Genomic DNA, 19,103 nt, shown 5'->3' with positions numbered 1-19,103 from the left:
GTCTCGTGGGCTCGGTGACGGGGTGGTGGGTGATCGGTGGGCGTGGCATCTGGCTGGGGCGGCGCTCGGGCAGGACGAGGTGGTCGCCGCCGCGCTGGCGGCAGCCGCGGAGCGGGCTCGCGACCGTGGCGGGTTCGGCGCCGCCGCCACGGCCCTGATCAGGGCCGCCGAGCTCACCCCCGCAGCGCTCACCCGCGCGGAACGCCTCAAGGACGCCGCCGTCTCCGCCTGGCTCGGCGGCAGTCCGGGGCAGGCGGAGTCGCTGCTGGCGGAGGCGGGCGAGCACGTGGGCGGGGACACCACCCTGACCATGGAGATCGCCCAGTTGCGCGGCAGGTTCGAGCTGAACTCGGGCAACGCCGCCGAGGCCGTACGGATCCTGGCGGCCGGGGAGAGCCTGAGCATGCTCGCCGACGCCTCGGAGGCGGCCTCCTACGTGGGCGACACGGCCGCCATGGCCGAGATCGGGCGGCGGGCGGCGGCTTTCCCCGAGGGGTTCCTGCGCGACGTGGTCACCGGGATCGGCACGCTGGTCGACAACACCGGCGAGGATGGCGGCGGGACGCCTGGCGTCGGCCGCGGTAGGCCTGGCGCCGGCGGCGGCAGGGACGACGGGTACGGGCTGCTCAGGCGGGCGCTGGAGCGGGCGGGCGAGCTGACGGAGGCGGCCGAGCTCCTGTGGGCGGCCGCGGCGGCGAGCTATCTGGGCGAGGGCGACCTGGCCGTCGAGTTCGCCGGCCGGGCCGGCCGGGTGGCGCGGGTGTCGGGGATGACCGGCCAGTTGCCCGTGGTCCTGGAGTTCGTCGCGACGGCCGAGCGGCTGGCCGGGCGGCTCGCGGAGAGCCGGGCCGTCTCGGAGGAGGGTCTGGAGCTGGCCCGCGAGGCCGGATACCGCAACACCGTGGCGGCGCACCTGGCCAACCTCGCCGTGGTGGCGGCGTTGCGGGGCGAGGAGGAGTCCTGCCGGCGGCATGCCCAGGAGGCCCTCACCATCGCCGTGCCGCACCGGGTGGGCCTGCGCGCCGGGGTCGCCGCCTACGCCCTGGCCATGCTCGATCTGAGCCTGGGCCGGTACGCCGCCGCCCATGACCGGTTCCTGGCGATCGTGTCCGCGGGTCCGGGGGCCGGGCATCCGACCGTGGTCTGGCGTACGACCCCGGACCGGATCGAGGCCGCCGTCGGGACGGGCGATCTCGCGGCGGCCAGGGCGGCGTTGGAGGCGTACGAGCGGTGGTCCGTCCACGCGAGCACGGCGGAGTCACGCGCGCTCATCGCCCGCTGCCGCGGCCTGGTCGCGGACCACGAGACGGCGGCCCCAGGCACCCGTCCTCGGCCCCACCACGAGGAGAGTGCTTTTGCGGAGTTCGAGGAGGCGTTGCGGTTGCATGCCAACCCCTTCGAGGCCGCCAGGACCGCGTTGCTCCTCGGCGAGCGGCTGCGGCGCGCGCACCGGCCCGGTGAGGCGCGGGCGCATCTGCGTACGGCGCTGGAAGCGTTCCAGCGGGCCGGCGCCGGGCCGTGGGCGCGGCGGGCGCACGATGAGCTGCGGGCGGCCGGAGAGAGCACTCAGGCCCCGCGCGGCTCGGCGCTCGACGGGCTGACCCCGCAGGAGCTGCGCATCGCCGGTCTGGTCGCGGACGGCCTGTCCAGCAAGGAGATCGCCGCCCAGCTCATCCTCAGCCCCCGCACGGTCGAGTACCACCTGTACAAGATCTATCCGAAGGTGGGCGTCGGTACCCGTACTGAGCTGGCGAGGCTAGTAGTTCTACAGAAGGCACCCGTAGCGCCGCAGGACAAGCTTTGAGCATGCAAATCAACATCTGGAGTGAAGAGTTCGGCGCCGCGACGGACGAGCCGATCGTGCTGGTGATGGGTTCGATGTCGCAGGGCATCCTGTGGCCGGACGAGTTCGTGGGCCGGCTCGCCGCGGGCGGCCGGCGGGTGGTCAGGTACGACCACCGCGACACCGGCGCCTCGGACACCGTCGACTTCGAGCGGCACCCCTACACGTGGCACGACATCAAGGACGACCTGCTGCGGGTGATGGACGCGCACGGGCTGGACAGCGCCCACCTGGTCGGCCACTCGGCGGGCGGGCTGCTCGGGCAGCTCGTCGCCGTGGAGCGGCCCGAGCGCGTGCGGACGCTGACCGTGATCGGCTCCTCGCCGCTCGGCGGCGGGGAGGGCGCGGTGCTCATGCGGGCGCTGATGGGCGAGCCGCAGCCCGAGGGCAGCCTGCCCGAGCCGACGCCGGAGTTCGTGGCGTTCTTCCGCGAGCTGATCGTCGCCCCGCCCCCGGCCGACCGGCGCGAGCAGATCGAGCGCATGATCGCCGAGCAGCGGGTGCTGCACGGCACGGCGCTGCCGTTCGACGAGGACGCCGCCCGACGGCTGCAGGAGCGCGTCTACGACCGGGCGCGGAGCCTGGCCGCCGTCGTCAACCACCGGCTGGCCGCCGCGGCGGCGCCCGGCTTCGAGCCGGTCGGCGTGCTGGATCAGGTCAAGGCGCCCACCCTGGTCGTCGAGGGCACCCACGAGCCCGCCAAGCCCGGCCACGGCGCGATCATCGCCGAGCGGATCCCCGGCGCGCGGCTGCTGATGATCGACGGGATGGGCCACACCCTGCCGCCCGAGGTGCACGAGGAGCTGGCCGGGGCCGTCCTCGCGCACACGGCGAACGGGACGTGACGGCTAGAGGAGCTTCTCGATGGCCGCGGTGACCGACGGGTCGTCCGGGGCGGTGCGGGGGCGGAAGCGGGCCACGACGTTGCCTTCGCGGTCCACGAGGAACTTCTCGAAGTTCCACTGGACGTCGCCCGCCGCGCCCTCGGCGTCCTCGATCCTGGTCAGCTCCTCGTAGAGCGGGTGCCGGCCAGTGCCGTTGACGTCGGCCTTCTCCAGGAGCGGGAAGTCCACGCCGTACGTCGTGGCGCAGAACTGCTCGATCTCCTCCGCCGTGCCCGGCTCCTGGCCGGCGAACTGGTTGCAGGGCATGCCGATCACCGTGAAACCACGCTCGCCGTACTGCTGCTGAAGGCTCACCAGGCCGCCGTACTGCGGGGTCAGGCCACACCTGGAGGCCACGTTCACGATCAGGGCGGCCTTGCCGGCCGCCAGTTCCCCAAGGGTGGTCGGGGCGTCCGCGAGTGTGCGGAGCGGGATGTCGCTGAGGCTCATGTTCCGACCCTACAGAACGAGTCATGCCCAGAAATGTGACGTAGTCCTCATTTTCCCGGCAAACCCCCTGAACGCGGATATATCGGAATCTTTACTTACGATCTACCTTTCCATGGTCAATTCGCTGTAAAGGGAGTGAATCAGGCAGGGTGGCGCGGTCCCTCGAACCCCACTGAAAGGGAATCCGCATGCCCATGCTCCGCCGTACCGGCGTCCTGGTCCTGTCCGCCACCCTGGTGGCGGCGGCCGGCGCCCCGGCCGCACAGGCGCAGAGCTCCCAGACCAGCGGCAGGAACAAAGCGATAGCCAAGCCGATGGTGGCCAAGCGCGGCTGGAACAAGGCCCAGTTCAGATGCCTGGAAAGGCTCTGGGCCAGAGAGAGCGGATGGAACCACCGCGCCGGCAACGGCTCAGGCGCGTACGGCATCCCGCAGGCGCTGCCCGGGCACAAGATGGCCTCTTCGGGCCGCGACTGGAGGACCAACCCCCGCACCCAGATCGCCTGGGGCCTGTCCTACATCAAGGGGAGGTACGGATCGCCGTGTCGCGCGTGGGGGCACTTCCAATCCCACCGTTGGTACTGAGCCAAACCCCAGGCTTGTGCGCGCTTTACGGCAAGCGCCGCCCATAAGAGCGGCGGACCGGGCAATCCCGGCCCAGCGAACGAGCCCTTTATCCGCAACGAGCGCACAAACACCTGTCCTTCGCGTGTCGAGATGTATGACCCGCAGTGACCGTGCGTAATAGGAATCGTGCTAAAGGACACGTCGCGGTGCCCTCCGGGCCGCCCAGCATGATCGGGCGGTACCGGAACCCGGAGGGCCACGCGGACCCTCCACGTCCGAGCCACGGACGCGGATCGGCAGGGCGCCCGCCATTGTGCGCCCGTCCGCACGCGACCCGGCAGCAAGGATTGTTGTGGACAGCAAGCGCGCGCTTCGCGGCACACTCATCTCCGTCACCGCATTCACGACCCTGGGCACGGCCTCGCCGGCCTGGGCGGAGTCACCGGCTCCGATCAAGGTGCGGACCTGGACGACGTCGGCGCAGCCGAAGGTCCCGATCGTCGGGCCGAGCAGGAACAAGCAGATCGCCCTGGGCCAGGTCGTCCAGCGGGCCTGGAACTTCCAGGAGTTCCGCTGCCTGGACAACCTGTGGACAAGGGAGAGCAACTGGAATCATCGAGCACTCAACCACTCATCCGGCGCGTACGGCATCCCGCAGGCGCTGCCCGCGGGCAAGATGCGAGGCGCCGGACCGGACTGGAAGTCCAACCCGGAGACGCAGATCCGCTGGGGCCTGGCCTACATCAAGGGCAGGTACGGCAGGCCGTGCGGCGCCTGGGGTCACTGGAGATCGCACAACTGGTACTAGCCGGCTCCGGAGGGCATCCGGAGCTCACCGGGTGCCCTCCCTGCGCCCCGAGTGCACCTCCATCGCCTGGATCAGCAGCTCGACGCCGAACTCGAACTCGGCCTCGTGGTCGCACTCGTCCAGCAGCGGCGCCAGCGAGCTCACCGTGGGGAACAGCGCGGGATCGACCCCGTCGGCCTTGATCGTCCTGGTCTGCACCGGGGCGAACGTCGGCGTCACCCCGACCTCGCGCAGCAGCGAGCCCACGATGAACGCGATGAACATCCGCAGCATCCTGACCGCGTCCGCCCCGTCGAACCCGGCGCCCCGCAGGGTGGCCAGCGCCCGCTCGACCGGCAGCAGCCCGGCCGCGGAGTGGAGCTGGCGGCTGACCACGAGCATGGTCGAGCGCGGGTGGTCGTGCGCGATCTGCCGGAACGCCCGCGCCTGCATGCGCACCCGGTCGGTCCAGTGCGCGTCGGGGTCGTCGGTGAACTCGATCTCGCTCAGCACCGTCTCGGCCACCCCGTTGAGCAGGGCGTCCTTGTTGGGCACGTGGTTGTAGAGGGACATCACCCCGACGCCCAGCTCGGCCGCGATGCGCCGCATGGAGACCGCGTCGGCGCCCTCGCGCTCGATGAGGTCGATGGCCGCGGCGACGATGCGGACGCGCGACAGGGGCTCGGTGGGCATAGCTCATTCTATTGACTGCCGTACGGCGTACGTGCAAGCCTCGAAACCGTGGACGTACGGTGTACGTAACCCCCCGCGGAGGTCCTCCATGTCGACGCACGATCTCTACACCATCCCCGCCGAGCTCTCCACCTGGAACGTCGAGATGTCCGGCGCCAGCCGGTTCACCTGGGAGTACGACGACGGCAGAGATCGGATGCTGGCCCTCTACCAGAAGGGCAAGGACAAGCAGTGGGACTCGGTCAAGCGCATCGACTGGGACCTCGACGTCGACCCGTACAACGTGCTGGGGATCCCCGACCAGACCATCGCCATCTACGGCACCCCGCTCTGGGAGCGGATGGACGACAAGACCCGCCAGGACGTCCGGCTGCACGGCGCGGCCTGGCAGTTCTCCCAGTTCCTGCACGGGGAGCAGGGCGCGATGATCTGCTCGGCCAAGATCGTCGAATCGGTGCCCGACCTCGACTCGAAGTTCTACGCCGCCACGCAGACGATGGACGAGGCCCGCCACGCCGAGACCTACGCCCGGTTCCTCCAGGAGAAGGTGGGCCTGGCCTACCCGATCAACGAGCATCTCAAGGCGCTGCTGGACAGCACGCTGAGCGACTCCCGGTGGGACATGCCGTACCTGGGCATGCAGGTGCTCATCGAGGGGCTGGCGCTGGCCGCGTTCGGGGTGATGCGCGACATCACCACCAAGCCGCTGCCCAAGCAGATCCTCGCGTACGTGATGCAGGACGAGGCCAGGCACGTCGCGTTCGGGCGGATGGCGCTGCGCGACTACTACCGCAACCTGTCGGAGACGGAGCTGCGCGAGCGCGAGGACTTCGTCATCGAGGGCTGCTACCTGATGCGCGACCGCCTGCGCGGCCGGGAGACCTGGGAGAACCTGGGCCTGTCGAAGTCCGAGGTGGAGGAGGCCATGGTGGCCACCGACCAGTCGGACTACCTGAAGCTGTTCAGGTCGCTGCTGTTCAGCCGGATCGTGCCGTGCGTGAAGGACATCGGGCTGTGGAGCCCGCGGCTGCAGGAGGCGTACGCGGAGATGGGCGTGCTGGAGATGGCCGGCCAGTCGCTCGACGCGCTGATGAAGCAGGACGAGGAGATCGCCGACAAGATCGACGAGGCCCGCTTCGCCGAGGAGGAGGCCGAGCGGCACGCCGAGGTCGCCGACACGATCGCGCTCGGCGGGTCCTGAGCCTCCGGGCCCCCGAAGCCGGTCGAATCCCGTAAGCGTGCGCGACGAGCCCTTCGTTTCGGCAGACTGCGGGCAGATCGAACTTCGGGAGTCCTCCTTGCGGCAGATCCTGAGCTACCGCGACGCCGTGGTCCTGCTCGGTGGCGACAGCGCGCTCACCGGCGCCCTGGACAAGGCGTCGGCCCTGGCGCTGTTCGGGCTGGGCGGGATCGACCTGTTCGACGCCCGCGCCGAGGCGGTGCGGCTGGGTGACGGCTTCATCCGCGGCCTGCGTGACCGGGTCAACGGCCTGAGCAGGTACGACAGGACGCAGCGGCTGACGGCGGCGCACACGGTCATCGTGATCAGCGCCTATCTGGAGGTGCTCGACGAGGCCGGCGTGCTGCGCGATCTGACCTCCGAGGACCAGCGGCGGATCACCAGGACGAGCCGCGTGCGCCCGTACCTCGTCGACTTCCCCATGCCGGTCCCAGCGCCGCAGCACCCGCACGAGGACGTGCGCCGGGATCTGGCCGTCCACTACAGGACGCTCACCGACGCCTTGTTCGGCTTCCTGCCCGGCCTCGCCCGCTGGGACACCTGGGACGAGACCACCCGTACCCGGCTGGCCGCCGGCCTCCCCGCGCGGGCGCTGCGCCGCTACGACGAGCTGTTCCGCCGGCTCGTCGCCGACTTCCCCGAGGTCGCCTGCTGGTCCGACCTGGTCGGCCACCAGGCCACCCGGGCGGAGGTCAGGAGCCTCGCCCGGGGCCTGGACGGGCTGCACGACCAGCTCGCCAAGATCGTCTCGGCCCGCCGCCCGTCCGACCGGCTGGCCGCGCTGGTCCAGGCGAACGCGGCCGCGCTCAAGCGCCCGATCGTCGCCGCCGCCGACGCGCCGCCGGGCATGACGATCCCCTCGCTGGGCCAGGGCTACGTCGACCCCGGCTACCGCGTGCTGCTGCCCGGCCGGCGGCATCTTGTCACCTCGGAGGAGACGTGGGCGGAGCTCCCCCGCCGCGACGACCTGGGCGCGTTCCTGTCCGGCCACCTCACGCTGCCGCAGGCGGCGCAGGGGCCGCTGCTCGTGCTGGGCCAGCCGGGCGCGGGCAAGTCCCTGCTGACCCGCGTGCTCGCGGCCCGGCTGCCCGCCGCCGAGTTCCTCCCGCTCCGGGTGGAGCTGCGCGGCGTCCCCGCCGACGGCGACGTGCTGGCGCAGATCGAGCACGGCATCAAGGACGCGCTGGACGAGGTGATGTCCTGGCCCGAGCTGGTGCACGCGGCGCAGGGGGCGCTGCCCGTCGTCATGCTGGACGGGTTCGACGAGCTGCTCCAGGCCACGGGGGTCAGCCAGACCGACTATCTGGAGCGGGTCGCCGACTTCCAGCGCGACCAGGCGGAGAAGGGCCGGGCGCTGGCCGTCGTCGTCACCTCCAGGACGGCCGTGGCGAACCGGGCGCGGGTCCCGGAGACCTCGATGGTGCTGCGGCTCGAACCGTTCGACGAGGGACAGATCCGCCAGTGGGTGGACCTGTGGAACGACGGCAACCGCGGCTACTTCCTGCGCCGCGAGCTCGAACCGCTGTCGGCGGACAGCGTGCTGGCCGTCCCGAACCTGGCGGAGCAGCCGCTGCTGCTGCTCATGCTGGCCCTGTACGACGCCGACGCGAACGCGCTGCGCCTCGTGCGCGCGGACCTGCACGAGTCGGAGCTGTACGAGCGGCTGCTGCGCGGCTTCGCCGCCCGCGAGGTGGGCAAGACCGCCAGGGGCCTGGCGGAGGCGGACCTGGCGCGGGCGGTGGAGGACGAGCTGCTACGCCTGTCGGTCGCGGCGTTCGCGATGTTCAACCGCGGCCTGCAGTGGATCGGCGAGCACGACCTGGACGCGGATCTGCGCGCGCTGCTCCCGGGCGGGCAGGAGCCGCCGCGGCCGCCCGGCTTCCGCCGCGCCCTGACCCGCGCCGAGGGCGTGATCGGCCGGTTCTTCTTCGTGCACACCACGCAGGCCCTGCGCGAGGAGGAGCGGCTCAAGACCTACGAGTTCCTGCACGCCACGTTCGGCGAGTACCTCGTCGCCCGCCTGGTCGTCCGCGAGCTGGCCGATCTGGCGGAGGAGCTGGCCCTGGCCCGGTCGCGCAACCGCCCGGCCAAGCCGGACGACGCGTATCTCCACGCCCTGCTCTCCTTCGCCGCGCTCGCCGGGCGCGGCCCCGTCGTCGGCTTCCTCGGCTACGGCCTCACCCACCTCATCCCGGAGGACCGGCGGGCGCTGCTGCGGCGGCACCTGTGCGGCCTGTTCACGGTGTCCCTGATGGCCAGGACGGGCTCGGCCTTCGACGGCTACCGGCCGGTGGCGGCCGAGGCGACGGTCCGGTGCGCCGCCTACAGCGCCAACCTGCTGCTGCTCGCGGTGCTGTCGTCCGACGGGCCGATCCCCGGCACGGACCTGTTCGTCATGGACCGGGCTGAGCAGGCGAACGAGCGGTGGCGCAGGATCGCCCGCCTGTGGCACTCCCAGCTGGCCAGGGCCGAGTGGGACTCGCTCGTCAACACCGTCCGGGTGCGGCACTTCCTCGACGGCGCGACCAGGCGGATGGAGGTGTCCCTCGACCGGGGACAGCCCTTCAACCTGCGCGACCTGGTCTTCCTCAGCTGGCCGGACGCCGTCCCCGATCGCTACCCCTACGATTCGCCGGTCGAGGCGCTGGCGCCGTGGATGCGCGAGATCTCCTTCCGCGACGACACCGTGCTCGGGAACCTCTTCCTCGACGTGCTGCCGTACGCGAAGGAGATCGACCCGGACCTGAACCCCCATCCGGAGCACCATGTCGCCGACCTGCTGACCATCGTGCTGAGCCCGGAGCCGAACCTGGAGACCTACCGGCGGGCCCTGCTGCGGGGGCCGAGCTGGAGCTACCTCGACCGGGTGCTCAGGCAGCTCGAAACGGACTGCCACCGGCTGTCCAGCCCCGATCTGCTCGGCCTGCTGCACATCGCCGCCGTCCGGTGGAGCGGCCCCGGCCGGCTGAAGCGCATCCTCTGGAGCCTGTCCGCCCGGCCGGACGTCGACGACCGCTACCTGCAGAGCGTCTCCGCCATCATCGCCAACAAGGACCAGCAGGCGGTGGGCATCGGACCCGCCATGGAGCCGGACCCGCCGGGGACGCCTCAGGAATGACAGCGGCGGTGCAGCTCGCGTATCTCCTCCGCCAGCTCCGGCACCGGCCCCTCCACCGTCACCCCGGGCGCGACCTCGTTGATCGGCAGCGTGCGCACCGGCGGCGCGGGCACGCCCAGCTCGGACAGCCAGCCGGCGAGCTGCTCCGACGACGCCGCGTACACGATCCGGCCCAGCCCCACCCAGGCGTGCGCGGCGGCGCACATCGGGCAGTGCTCGCCCGAGGTGTAGACGGTGGCCGCCGCCCGCTCCCCGGGCGTCAGGTGCGCGGCCGACCAGCGGGCCAGCGCGAACTCCGGGTGCTGCGTGCGATCCCCGCCGGCCACCCGGTTGTGGTCCTCGGCCAGCACGGCGCCGTCGCCGGAGACCAGCACCGACCCGAACGGCTCGTCGCCGGCCTCCAGGGCCTGCCGGGCCAGCTCGACGCAGCGGCGCAGGTGAGGCAGCTCAGATTCCTCGATCATGAAGTCCCATCCAGTTGAGCTGGTAGGTGTCGATCACCCACTGCAGATCAGCGACATGCGTCGCTCCGGTGCCGCGCCCGATTGAGGGGAGAGCGACATTCACGATGGTGATGTCGAGCAGCACGAAGAACATGCCCGCGCACACCACCACGAAGGTTACAGTCCGCCGTATATTCATGATCTTTCACGTTTCTGCACGTCATGTACAAGTACCCCACCCTAGGGCGACAGAAAATCGCTTGATCTCCCGTATTAGCCTAGAAGGGATGCCTCCCGATACGCACCACCCTCGCCGTCCCATGCTGTCCTCCAACTCCCTCTGGCGGATGAAGTCCTACCTCCGCCCCTACGTCGTCAGACTGGTCTTCATCTGGCTGGCCGCGATCGTCGGCATCGCCGCCGGCATCGCGCTCCCGCTCATCAGCGAGCAGGTCATCGACGGTCCCGTGGCCCATGGCGATTCCGGCGGATTACTCCCGCTCGGGCTCCTCGCCATCGGCGTCGGCGTCGTCGAGGCGCTGCTGATCTTCCTCAGGCGGTGGGCCCAGGTCCGGCCGGTGCTCGGCCTGGAGACCGCCATCCGCGACGACCTGTACGAGCACCTGCAGCGCCTGCCCATGGGCTTCCACGGCGACTGGCAGTCGGGCCAGTTGCTGTCGCGGGCGACGACGGACCTGTCCACGATCCGCCGCTTCCTCGGCTTCGGCATGCTCTTCCTGGTCATGAACATCCTGCAGCTCATCACGGTGACCGTGCTGCTGCTGAACAAGTACTGGCCGCTCGGGCTGCTGGTGCTGGCCTCGTCCGTGCCGATCGTGTGGGTCTCGCTCCGCTTCGAGAAGCGCTACATCAAGATCTCCCGCCAGGTGCAGGACGAGCAGGGCGACCTCGCCACGCTCGTCGAGGAGTCCGCGATCGGCATCCGCACGATCAAGGCCTTCGGCCGCCGCCACCACGTCTACGACCGCTACGACGACGCCGCGCTCAAGGTCTACGGCACGTCGATGGACAAGGTCCGCCTGTCCGCCAAGTTCTTCGCCTTCCTTGAAGTGATCCCCAACATCACGCTGGCGCTGGTGCTGCTGCTCGGCGCGCTGGCGGTCGGCTCGGGCGCGCTGACGCTGGGCGCGCTGGTCGCCTTCACCACGCTGATGCTCCAGCTCGTGTGGCCGATCGCGAGCCTCGGCTACATCCTGGCCATGGCGCAGGAGGCCATGACCTCGGCCGACCGCGTCATGGAGGTCATGGACACCGTCCCCGCCATCGAGGGTGGCACCGAGACCGTCGCCAGGCCGCGCGGCCACCTGCGCTTCGAGGGCGTCGGGTTCCGCTTCGCCGACTCCGAGGAGCCGGTGCTGCGCGACGTCTGGCTGGAGGTGCGTCCGGGCGAGACCGTGGCCATCGTGGGCGCGACCGGCTCCGGCAAGACCACGCTGACCGCGCTGGTCCCCCGGCTGATCGACCCCACCGAGGGCCGGGTCACGATCGACGGCCACGACGTGCGCGAGCTGACGCTGCCCGCGCTGCGCTCGGTGGTGGCCACCGCGTTCGAGGAGCCGACGCTGTTCTCGATGAGCGTGCGCGAGAACCTCACGCTCGGCCGGCTCGACGCCACCGAGGAGGAGCTGGCCGACGCGATCCAGACCGCGCAGGCCATGTTCGTGTACGACCTGCCGTGGGGCCTCGACACCCGCATCGGCGAGCAGGGACTGTCGCTGTCCGGCGGTCAGCGCCAGCGGCTCGCCCTGGCGCGGGCCGTGCTGAGCAAGCCCAGGATCCTGGTGCTCGACGACACGCTGTCCGCGCTCGACGTGGAGACCGAGGCCCTGGTGGAGGAGGCGCTGCGCCACGTGCTGCGCGACGCCACCGGCATCGTGGTCGCCCACCGCGCCTCCACCGTGCTGCTCGCCGACAAGGTGGCGCTGCTGCGGAACGGCACGATCACGCACGTCGGACAGCACCACGAGCTGCTGGCCCAGGTGCCCGAATACCGTGAGCTGCTGGCCCAGGACGCCGACTTCGACGGCGCGTCGGAAGGGGCGCTGGCATGACCGCGACGACCACCGAACCCCCTGCCGGGCCTCCCAAGAGCTCCTGGCGCGGTGTCGCCTCCGAGGACCAGGACGAGCTGCCGGAGAAGGTCTCCGTCCTGCTGCGGGAGCGCTCCCGGCGGCTGCTCGGCCAGTTGCTCGGGCCGTACCGGAAGAAGATCGCCCTGCTGATCGCGATCATCGTGGTCTCGAACGCGGCCGGGCTGTCGATCCCCTTCCTGGTGTCGGTCGGCATCGACTCCGGCATCCCGCTGATCCAGAAGGGGACCGGCCCGTCGGTCCTGCTGACCGTGGTCGGGGTGATCCTGTTCGCGGCCGTCACCCAGGCGCTCACGCGGCAGGCGTTCCTGCGGCTGTCGGGCAAGATCGGCCAGAGCATCCTGCTGGAGCTGCGCAGGCGGGTGTTCGACCACTTCCAGCGGCTGTCGCTGAGCTTCCACGAGCAGTACACCTCCGGGCGCGTCATCTCCCGGCTGACCTCCGACATCGAGGCCATCGCCGAGCTGCTCCAGTCGGGCTTCGACGCGCTGGTCAAGGCCGTGCTGACCATGGTGGGCACGGCCGTGCTGCTGCTGGTGCTGGACGTGCACCTCGGCCTGGTGGCGCTGGTCCCGCTGCCGCTGCTGCTGCTGTTCACCAAGTGGTTCCGGCGGCAGTCGGCGATCGTCTACCGGCGTACGCGGGAGACGGTGGCGCTGGTGATCGTGCACTTCGTGGAGTCGATGACCGGCATCCGCGCGGTGCAGGCCTTCCGCAGGCAGCCGCGCAACCAGGAGATCTTCCAGCAGCTCAACGACGACTACCGGGGCGCGAACGCGCGCAGCATGCAGCTCGGCGCGACGTTCATGACCGGCATCAAGCTGATCGGCAACATGACGATCGGCGGGGTGCTGCTCTACGGCGGCTGGCTGGCGCTGCAGGGCGAGGTCAAGGTCGGCGTGCTGACCGCGTTCCTGCTGTACCTGCGGCAGTTCTACGAGCCGATGCAGGAGGTCAGCCAGTTCTACAACACCCTGCAGTCGGCGGGCGCGGCGCTGGAGAAGCTGTCGGGCGTGCTGGAGGAGGAGCCGTCCGTGCCCGAGCCGCGCAAGCCGGAGGCGCTGCCGCAGGGCAGGGCGCGCGGCAAGGTGCGCTTCGAGGGCGTCAGGTTCGCCTACGTCGAGGAGATGCCGATCCTGCCCCGCCTCGACCTGACCGTCCCGGCCGGGCAGAGCGTGGCGCTGGTGGGCGCGACGGGAGCGGGCAAGACGACGCTGGCCAAGCTGATCTCCCGGTTCTACGACCCCACCGACGGCCGCGTGCTGCTCGACGGCGTCGATCTGCGCGCGCTGGACGAGCCGACGCTGCGCCAGGCCGTGGTCATGGTGACGCAGGAGAACTTCCTGTTCAGCGGCTCGGTGGCGGACAACATCAGGTTCGGCCGGCCCGACGCCACCGACCGGCAGATTCGCGAGGCGGCCAAGGCGATCGGCGCGCACGAGTTCATCTCGGGCCTGCCGGACGGCTATGACACCGAGGTCGGCAAGCGCGGCGGCCGCATGTCGGCCGGGCAGCGCCAGCTCGTGGCGTTCGCCAGGGCGTTCCTCGCCGATCCCGCGGTGCTGATCCTGGACGAGGCCACCTCCAGCCTCGACGTGCCGAGCGAGCGGCTCGTGCAGCGGGCGCTGAAGACGATCCTCGCCGACCGGACGGCGCTGATCATCGCGCACCGGCTCTCGACGGTGGAGATCGCCGACCGGGTGCTGGTGATGGAGCGCGGCGAAATCGTCGAGGACGGCCCGCCGGACCGGCTCATCGCCGCCTCAGGCCGGTTCGCCGGGCTGCACCAGGCGTGGCTGGACAGCCTGAGCCAGTGATCGACGGGCGCGGGGCCCCTGCCCGGCTGGGCACGGGCTCCCGGTCCCGGTCATTGCCGCCCGCCTGGTGGCGCCTTTTCAGTGGTGCGGGCGGGCGGCGGCCACGAGGTTCGCGTACAGCTCGTAACCGACGAACGCCGCCAGCGGCACCCCTAACGCGACGAGCAGGCGGCCGGGCAGGTGCGAGCGCTCGTCGGGCACCCTGACCGGCTCGATCGCCGGCACGAACACCGGGGCCGGCTCCGGCTCCGGGGCCGGCACGAGCTCGGGGTGCCGCGCCAGATACCCCGAGGGGAAGGAGGTCACGTGGTACGCCCCGCAGTGCGGGCAGCAACCCCCAGATCTGGGCGGCGGCACGGACACGCCCGAGCTGAGCCAGATCTCCACCTCGTTGCCGTAGTTGTCGGTGAGGTGTCTGACGACGAAATCCTCCTCCCAGACATACAGGCAACGAAGGCACTCGAAAGGCCACGTCTCGCGGGTGTCGAACCCGTCGGGCACTAGGACCACCCCCGGCTAGAGATCGCCGCTCGATCCTGAGTGTCCGCCCGGCCCCGCACCCCCGCAAGGCGGGCTTATGACACTTGCCGCTACGAAATGCTCACCAAGTGTCAGGTTAGGTGGTCAGTAAGCCGGCTTCCGTACCGGGCTGATCAGCGGCGTCGGGTCCGGCACGACCGGCCCGAGCGGCGGGAACAGCTCCGGATGACGGGACAGATATCCGTCAGGGAAGGTGGTCGTCTGCTGGGATCCGCATTGCGGGCAGACGGCGCCCTGCCAAGGCGGCGGCACGCGCAGGCCGGCTGCGAACCAGACCTCGCTGTCGTTGCCATGGCGGTCTTCCACGTGCCGGACGAGGTATTCCTCCTCCCAGACATGCCAGCAGCAGCGGCATTCGAACGGCACCATCCTGAGTTCTTCTACCAATGAGGTCACCCCCCTCACTTAGAGTGTCCGCCCATCACTCCCCATCTCGCAACCGGCCTCACTTGACGGCGAGCACAAAGGTGATGGCGCCCGCGACCACGCTCAACGTGCCGAGCCAGGCGAAAAGGACGTCGAGCCCCGCGTTCAGCGGCGTGCCGCCGTGCAGGGCCGCCTGCACCCGGCGGAAGCGCACCCCCGTCCTGATCAGCAGCACCCCGCCGCACAGCGCGGCCAGCGTGAACGCCACCACCGCGAGCACCGGCAGGCCGTGCCTGAGCGACAGGCCGGCCGCGCCCAGCCCGCCGGTGGACAGGGCCACCGCCGTACGCACCCAGGCGAGCCGGGTGCGCTCGCTCTGCAGCCCCTCGTCCCAGATCTCCTCTTCCCTCGACATGTCCGCGGGTCAGATCGACAGGATGATGAGCACGAGGGCGATCACGGCCACGGCCGCCACGCCGTAGCCGAAGACGGCCGCGAGCGCGGGCGGCGGGAGCGGCGCCTGCTTGCGCAGGGCGCGCTGGATGTTGCGCCAGCGGGGGTAGGCCATGCCCGCCGCCAGCGCGGAGAGGGTGACCAGCATGATCGCCAGTCCGGTACGGATCCACGGCACGAACACGTCGGGCGGCACCGCGGCCATCGCCACCCCGCCCGCGCTCAGCGCCAGCGCCGTGCTCAGCCACGTGAGGAAGGTTCGTTCGTTGGCCAAGGTGAAACGCGGGTCGGGCTCCATAAGAAAACGGTAATTCGTCCCCATTTCCCCTAGAGAAGCAGGGATTCTCCCAAATTGTCAGCTACAGGCCTTGGCCACCTTCTCCACGTAGGCGGCGCTTTCCGTCGCGACCTTCTGTGCCGCGTCGACGGCTTCGTTGACGTTGTCGACGCTGATGCCGCTCAGGGTCTTGGCCAGGTCGTCGGAGGCCTCTTTGAGCGTGGTGTTGGCAGCCTTGTCGGCCACGCCGTTGAGCTTGGCCGCGGCATCGTCCAGGGCTTTGTCCATGGCCTGGGGGTCGTCGGTGAGCTTGGTGATCTGCGCGCCCAGGTCGGTGACGATCTTCGGCGCCTCGAGGCACGCCTGGGCCTTGTCGATGGTGTTGTTGACCTCACCGCATCCGGCGGCGAAGACGCACAAGGCGAAAGCGGCCAGGGGCACGAACCGGCTTTTGAGGTGACGCATGATTTGACCCTACCCAAGGGTCCGGCCACGTGCTGTGACCGAAACTTTTCCGATGACCACCAATTGACCGAACCGGATGCTCAGGACGGCAGCGCGCGCAGCCAGTCGATCAGCAGCCGGTTGACCTCGCCGGCGCGTTCCTGCTGGATCCAGTGCCCGCAGCCGTCGAGGAGGTGGCAGGAGGTCAGGTTCGGCAGGGTCCGGGGGAAGTCCTCGATGGCCCCGGCCATCCAGGTGGTGCTGGCGTCCAGCCGGCCCCCGGCGAACAGCGCGGGCTGCGTGATCGGCGCCCCGTCCCACGCGGCGAGGTCCGCCCAGTCCCGGTCCACGTTGCGGTAGCGGTTGAGCGCGCCGGTCAGCCCCGTACGCTCGAACTCGCCCGCGTAGACGTCGAGGTCCGCCTCCGTGAGCCAGGACGGCAGGACGCCGGAGGGGAAGCGGTCGGAGAGCCTGCCGCCCGCGGCGACGAAATGGACGCCGTCCCCGCCGGTCGCGGGCATCGTGTCGGCCGAGAGGGCGGCGTAGAAGCCCGCCAGCCAGCCGCGGACGTCGGGCTCGATCTCCGCCTCCGCCCGCCCGGGAGCCTGGAAGTAGCTGACGTAGAACTCCTCACCCCCGCTCCCCAGCCGGGCGAACGCCTCCGTCGGGCGGGGGCCGCCGCGCGGCGCGTACGGCACGCTCAGCATGCCCACGGCCCGGAACAGATCGGGCCGGAGCAGCGCGCTGCCGGTGGCGATGGAGGAGCCCCAGTCGTGCCCCACGATCACCGCGGACCGCTCGCCCAGCGCCCGCACGACGGCCACGTTGTCCGCGACGTGCGCCGTCATGGCGTACGCCGCCGTCTCCCCCGGCTTCGACGAGCGCCCGTAGCCCCGCACGTCGATGGCCACCGCGCGGAAGCCGGCCGCGGCGAGCGCCGGGAGCTGGTGGCGCCAGGAGTACCACGACTCGGGGAAACCGTGCACGAGGAGCACCAGCGGGCCGGCCCCCTGCTCCACCAGATGGATGCGGCCGCCGGGCGTCTCCACCAGCCGATGTGTCTGCGACATTCGTCCTCCATGCGAGCCTCGCTTGAGTTGGCACTCCAGATCATGCGGGGCGGGCCCCGATCCAAGCGAACGGCGTTGCCGGTCCGGCAAACCGTCGCGCATTCCAAAGGAATCCTTGACATCGCCGGGCTCCGGTGCCGAAGATTCCAAGCATGTCTTTGGAATCTTCGGAAGGACGCCCGCGGCGGGTGCTCGACGCCGCGGCCATGCGGGCCTTCGCCCACCCGGTCCGGCTCGCGCTGCACGAACTGCTCATGCGCGCCGGCCCGACGACCGCCGCCGACGCCGCCAGGGAAGTGGGCGTCAGCCAGGCCCTGGCCTCCTACCACCTGCGGCAGCTGGCCAAGTACGGCCTGGTGACGCAGGCCGAGCCGCGCGACGAGCGCGAGCGGCCGTGGAAGGCGAGCGAGAGCCGCCAGGACTGGGGCGACACCGCGGGCCCCGAAGGCACGGCCGCCCGGAGCCTGCTGGAGCAGGTCATGGCCGAGCGGGCCCTGGCCCGGCTGGTCGAGTGGCAGGAGCGGCGCGGGGACGAACCGGAGCCCTGGCAGGCGGCCGGCGGCCTGAGCAACTCCTACGTGTACGCCACCGCCGAGGAGTTCCAGGCCCTCGGCGAGGCCATCGCGGGCCTGCTCGAACCGCTCATCGCCCGCATCGACGACCCGGCCACGCGGCCCGGGGGCGCCCGGCCGGTGCTGCTGACGCAGCTCTGGGTGCCGCTGGCCCCGACGGCGTCCGGTGACTGAGGCCCCGCCCGCGCTGCGCGGCAACCGCGACTTCCGCCGGCTGCTGCTGGCCGGTGTGATCTCCCAGACCGGCGACTGGGCGGTGGGCACCGGCCTGGCCTTCTACGTCTACGACCTGACCGGCTCGACGCTGTCCTCCGCGATCACGCTGCTGGTCTCGCGGCTGCCCGACGTCGTGCTCGGCTCCGTGGCCGGGGTGCTGGCCGATCGCTGGGACCGCCGCCGGTTACTGGTCGGCACCGATCTGCTGCTGGCGGCCGGGCTGCTGCCGCTGCTGCTGGTACGCCAGCCGGCCCAGATGTGGATCGTCTACGCGGTCGCCCTGTGGGCGGGGGTGCTCAGCACGCTGCTCGCCCCCGCGCAGAAGTCGCTGGTCCCCCAGCTCGTGGCAGGGTCGCAGCTCGTACGGGCCAACGCGCTGCACGGCCAGTGCGGCGAGGTGGCCCGGCTGGCGGGGGCGATGGCGGGCGGGGTCGCCGTCAGCGCCGGCGGGCTGAGCGCGGTCGTGCTGCTCGGCGTGGCCGGTTTCGCGATCTCGGCGGCCCTGCAGGCGAGCCTGCGCGTGCCCGGCCGTCCCGCGCCCATGACGACGGTCGGCGGGCAGTGGATCGACGGGCTGCGGCTGGCCGCCCGGGACCCGGGCCTCCGGCTGCTGGTGGCGTTCATGATGATCACCGGGCTCGGGGAGGGGATCTTCGGCACGCTCGCCGCGCCGTTCGTCGCCGACGTGCTGGGCGGCGGCGGTGACGCCTACGGGCTGTTCATGTCGGTGCAGGCGATCGGCGGGATCGCCGGCGGGCTGGTCGTGGCGGCGTATCCGGGCAGGGCGGCGCCCGGGCTGCTGCTCGGCTGCGCGACGATCGCCTTCGGGCTGCTCGACCTGGCGCTGTTCACCTATCCGCTGGCCGTGCCGGCGTTCTGGCCGGCGCTCGTGCTGATCGGGCTGGCCGGGGTGCCCGGGGCGGCGATGACGGCGGCCTTCACCACCCTGGCCCAGCGCGTCGGCGGCGAGGAGCGCGGCGGCAGCGTCTTCGGCCTCCTGGGCAGCGCCCACGCCACCACGGCGCTGCTCGGCACCCTGCTCGCCGGCGTGCTCGCCGGTGTGCTGGGCCACGCGCTGGGCGGCTCGGCCGGCATCGTGGGGACGCTGTGCGTGCACGCGGGCGGGCTGCTGATCGCCGGGCTGATGGCCCTGACCCTGATGCGCCGGCCGCGCGGGTAAAACATCGCCCCTTGTGGCGTCTACCTGCGATCA

General features: G+C 71.2%; 20 protein-coding genes. 10 read left to right on the top strand and 10 right to left on the bottom strand.

Translation table 11 applies throughout. The annotated features are described in order from the left end of the window. A partial coding sequence (locus tag ETD85_RS20375) for a helix-turn-helix domain-containing protein (protein ID WP_138691327.1) occupies positions 1 to 1,804 on the top strand: 1,804 nt, incomplete at its 5' end. A gap of 2 nt (positions 1,805 to 1,806) precedes the next feature. Beyond that, positions 1,807 to 2,688 (top strand): alpha/beta fold hydrolase, encoded by an 882-nt coding sequence (locus tag ETD85_RS20370; RefSeq protein ID WP_138691326.1) that lies wholly within the window; start codon positions 1,807 to 1,809, stop codon positions 2,686 to 2,688. 3 nt (positions 2,689 to 2,691) lie between these two features. On the opposite strand, the gene ETD85_RS20365 is transcribed toward ETD85_RS20370, so the two are convergent. Beyond that, positions 2,692 to 3,177, bottom strand: coding sequence for a glutathione peroxidase (locus tag ETD85_RS20365; RefSeq protein WP_138691325.1), 486 nt, complete (start codon positions 3,175 to 3,177; stop codon positions 2,692 to 2,694). Between the two features lie 188 nt (positions 3,178 to 3,365). Between ETD85_RS20365 and ETD85_RS20360 the strand changes: the two genes are divergently transcribed. Continuing rightward, positions 3,366 to 3,761 (top strand): aggregation-promoting factor C-terminal-like domain-containing protein, encoded by a 396-nt coding sequence (locus tag ETD85_RS20360; protein ID WP_240779262.1) that lies wholly within the window; start codon positions 3,366 to 3,368, stop codon positions 3,759 to 3,761. Positions 3,762 to 4,095: 334 nt separating this feature from the next. After that, positions 4,096 to 4,551, top strand: a complete 456-nt coding sequence (locus ETD85_RS20355; RefSeq protein ID WP_138691324.1) for an aggregation-promoting factor C-terminal-like domain-containing protein — start codon at positions 4,096 to 4,098, stop codon at positions 4,549 to 4,551. A gap of 24 nt (positions 4,552 to 4,575) precedes the next feature. Here ETD85_RS20355 and ETD85_RS20350 read toward each other — a convergent pair whose 3' ends face one another. Next, positions 4,576 to 5,223: a TetR/AcrR family transcriptional regulator gene (locus tag ETD85_RS20350; RefSeq protein WP_138691323.1), complete on the bottom strand. Its 648-nt coding sequence runs from the start codon at positions 5,221 to 5,223 to the stop codon at positions 4,576 to 4,578. Between the two features lie 88 nt (positions 5,224 to 5,311). On the opposite strand from ETD85_RS20350, the gene ETD85_RS20345 reads away from it, so the two are divergent. Both ETD85_RS20345 and ETD85_RS20340 read left to right on the top strand, forming a co-directional pair. Further along, positions 5,312 to 6,424, top strand: a complete 1,113-nt coding sequence (locus ETD85_RS20345; protein WP_138691322.1) for a ferritin-like domain-containing protein — start codon at positions 5,312 to 5,314, stop codon at positions 6,422 to 6,424. A 97-nt stretch (positions 6,425 to 6,521) separates the two neighbouring features. After that, entirely contained in the window at positions 6,522 to 9,581 is a 3,060-nt protein-coding gene (locus ETD85_RS20340; RefSeq protein ID WP_138691321.1) for an NACHT domain-containing protein, read from the top strand. Here ETD85_RS20340 and ETD85_RS20335 read toward each other — a convergent pair. Together ETD85_RS20335 and ETD85_RS20330 are read right to left on the bottom strand one after the other, a co-directional pair. Next, the gene (locus tag ETD85_RS20335) at positions 9,572 to 10,045 is read right to left on the bottom strand and encodes a nucleoside deaminase (protein WP_138691320.1); all 474 of its coding nucleotides are present in this window, start codon (positions 10,043 to 10,045) and stop codon (positions 9,572 to 9,574) included. The two genes, ETD85_RS20340 and ETD85_RS20335, sit on opposite strands and share 10 nt — an antisense overlap. Next, positions 10,029 to 10,178: an MFS transporter gene (locus ETD85_RS20330; protein WP_138691319.1), complete on the bottom strand. Its 150-nt coding sequence runs from the start codon at positions 10,176 to 10,178 to the stop codon at positions 10,029 to 10,031. Before ETD85_RS20330 ends, ETD85_RS20335 begins: the two co-directional genes overlap by 17 nt. A 133-nt stretch (positions 10,179 to 10,311) precedes the next feature. Here ETD85_RS20330 and ETD85_RS20325 point away from each other — a divergent pair, with 133 nt between their 5' ends. Together ETD85_RS20325 and ETD85_RS20320 are read left to right on the top strand one after the other, a co-directional pair. Beyond that, positions 10,312 to 12,096 (top strand): ABC transporter ATP-binding protein, encoded by a 1,785-nt coding sequence (locus tag ETD85_RS20325; protein WP_240779261.1) that lies wholly within the window; start codon positions 10,312 to 10,314, stop codon positions 12,094 to 12,096. Beyond that, on the top strand, positions 12,093 to 13,952 hold the full coding sequence (locus ETD85_RS20320; RefSeq protein ID WP_138691318.1) for an ABC transporter ATP-binding protein: 1,860 nt from the start codon (positions 12,093 to 12,095) through the stop codon (positions 13,950 to 13,952). The genes ETD85_RS20325 and ETD85_RS20320 overlap by 4 nt, the downstream gene beginning before the upstream one ends. Positions 13,953 to 14,030: 78 nt before the next feature. On the opposite strand, the gene ETD85_RS20315 is transcribed toward ETD85_RS20320, so the two are convergent. The 6 genes from ETD85_RS20315 to ETD85_RS20290 all read right to left on the bottom strand — a co-directional run bounded on the left by ETD85_RS20315 (position 14,031) and on the right by ETD85_RS20290 (position 17,102). After that, the gene (locus ETD85_RS20315; protein ID WP_138691317.1) at positions 14,031 to 14,453 is read right to left on the bottom strand and encodes a hypothetical protein; all 423 of its coding nucleotides are present in this window, start codon (positions 14,451 to 14,453) and stop codon (positions 14,031 to 14,033) included. 123 nt (positions 14,454 to 14,576) lie between these two features. Next, entirely contained in the window at positions 14,577 to 14,861 is a 285-nt protein-coding gene (locus tag ETD85_RS20310) for a hypothetical protein (RefSeq protein WP_138691316.1), read from the bottom strand. A 76-nt stretch (positions 14,862 to 14,937) separates the two neighbouring features. Next, positions 14,938 to 15,273 carry a DUF202 domain-containing protein gene (locus ETD85_RS20305; RefSeq protein WP_138691315.1) on the bottom strand — a complete coding sequence of 112 codons (336 nt, stop codon included), beginning with the start codon at positions 15,271 to 15,273 and terminating at the stop codon, positions 14,938 to 14,940. Between the two features lie 9 nt (positions 15,274 to 15,282). Beyond that, positions 15,283 to 15,609, bottom strand: coding sequence for a YidH family protein (locus ETD85_RS20300; protein ID WP_138691314.1), 327 nt, complete (start codon positions 15,607 to 15,609; stop codon positions 15,283 to 15,285). A 57-nt stretch (positions 15,610 to 15,666) separates the two neighbouring features. Next, complete coding sequence (locus ETD85_RS20295; RefSeq protein WP_138691313.1) at positions 15,667 to 16,053, bottom strand: hypothetical protein; 387 nt, start codon at positions 16,051 to 16,053, stop codon at positions 15,667 to 15,669. 80 nt (positions 16,054 to 16,133) lie between these two features. Continuing rightward, complete coding sequence (locus tag ETD85_RS20290; protein WP_138691312.1) at positions 16,134 to 17,102, bottom strand: alpha/beta fold hydrolase; 969 nt, start codon at positions 17,100 to 17,102, stop codon at positions 16,134 to 16,136. Positions 17,103 to 17,254: 152 nt separating this feature from the next. On the opposite strand from ETD85_RS20290, the gene ETD85_RS20285 reads away from it, so the two are divergent. Further along, the gene (locus tag ETD85_RS20285; RefSeq protein ID WP_138691311.1) at positions 17,255 to 17,848 is read left to right on the top strand and encodes an ArsR/SmtB family transcription factor; all 594 of its coding nucleotides are present in this window, start codon (positions 17,255 to 17,257) and stop codon (positions 17,846 to 17,848) included. Continuing rightward, the gene (locus ETD85_RS20280; protein WP_138691310.1) at positions 17,841 to 19,070 is read left to right on the top strand and encodes an MFS transporter; all 1,230 of its coding nucleotides are present in this window, start codon (positions 17,841 to 17,843) and stop codon (positions 19,068 to 19,070) included. Before ETD85_RS20285 ends, ETD85_RS20280 begins: the two co-directional genes overlap by 8 nt. Positions 19,071 to 19,103 lie beyond the last annotated feature (33 nt).

This window comes from Nonomuraea zeae (assembly GCF_005889725.1).
Classification (GTDB): Bacteria; Actinomycetota; Actinomycetes; order Streptosporangiales; family Streptosporangiaceae; genus Nonomuraea; species Nonomuraea zeae.
Note: the sequence above shows the minus strand (reverse complement) of the source record. Positions and strands in the feature narration are given on the sequence as shown.